We start from the raw sequence: 1514 nt of genomic DNA on the forward strand, positions 1-1514 counted from the left end.
GTTATAGATCGGACGATAGCCACGCCTATGACAAATGGAATTCAGACCCTCCGGAGCAAACATCGCTCTACGGTATCGTCTTGATCAAACCCAGTGATGGAAATCAATCAGTGTCATTTGAAAACCAGTTTTCAGATAACCAACAAGAAATGGTCATCAGTGGAAACAATATAGCGGATATCGAGATTACCGACACCTCTATTTGGGTCAGTGCCAATGGTCAAGGACTCAATAGAATAGACCCTGTCACCAAAATGGTAAAGTATTTCAATTATGAACCAGAAAACAAAAATTCGTTAAGTAGTAACATCGTTTTCGACATTTTTGAAGACAGCCGCGGTATGATTTGGTTGGCAACAACCGAAGGAATCAACAAACTAGATCCCGAATCCGAAAAATTTACGCGCTACTCGGAAGTAGATGGATTGCCCACAAACCTTACCGAAGGGATTATCGAGGGTGATAATGGGGAAATGTGGATCGCCACCCAAAACGGACTCTCCCAAATGGTGACCAATGAAAATTTGGGTAAAGTAACCTTTATCAATTACAATGCTTCCGATGGTTTGGGCGGGGATATTTTTTTGGCCCTTGCAGCGACCCGTGCAACCGATGGCCGTTTTTATTTTGGTGGGGATCATGGCCTTACCACGTTTAGCAGCGTTACCGCTAATAATGTGCCGCCCGAGTTGATTATTTCGAATGTGCTGATTGCTAATAAGTCAGTTATGGAAATGGGAGAGGATAATCCTTTAACCAAAAGTTTGCTGAATACCGAAAGTATGAACCTATCCCATGAGCAAAACAACTTGAGTTTTGAATTTGCAGCATTGCATTTTGCCAATCCTAATAAGAACCAATATGCACACAAGTTAATTGGCTATGACGAAGATTGGATCTATGACAACAGAAACTTTGCCTCCTATACCAACCTTGATCCGGGAAACTATGAATTTGCGGTAAGGGCAGCCAATGCCTATGGTATATGGAACGAGGAAGGTAAAACCTTGTCCTTCACCATTTCCCCACCTTGGTGGCGCACCATATGGGCCTATGTACTATACGCTACCGTCTTGATCGTAGGATTTTTGATCGTAGATCGTTTCATGCGCCAAAGAATTAAACGCAAAGAACGTGAACGATCACGGGATAAAGAATTGGCGCAAGCAAAAGAAATAGAAAAGGCATATTCTGAATTAAAGAATACCCAATCACAACTCGTTCAATCCGAAAAAATGGCAAGCCTTGGAGAACTTACGGCAGGCATTGCCCATGAGATACAGAATCCGTTGAACTTTGTCAATAATTTCTCTGAAGTCAATAAGGAACTGTTACTAGAGATGGATGAAGAAATTGAAAAAGGAAATTTTGAAGAAGTCAAGACCCTTGCCAAGGATGTTGCGGATAATGAGGATAAGATAATCTTTCACGGAAAACGAGCCGATGGCATTGTTAAAGGCATGTTACAGCATAGCAGAAGCAGTAGCGGACAAAAAGAGCCTACGGATATAAAT

At 41.9% G+C, this 1514-nt stretch carries 1 protein-coding gene; it reads left to right on the top strand.

The genetic code is table 11. From position 1 onward, the window contains the following. A partial coding sequence (locus WBM98_RS18840) for a triple tyrosine motif-containing protein (RefSeq protein ID WP_424367561.1) occupies positions 1-1514 on the top strand: 1514 nt, incomplete at both ends.

The sequence above is a fragment of the Maribacter sp. genome, assembly GCF_049667165.1.
GTDB lineage: Bacteria > Bacteroidota > Bacteroidia > Flavobacteriales > Flavobacteriaceae > Maribacter_A.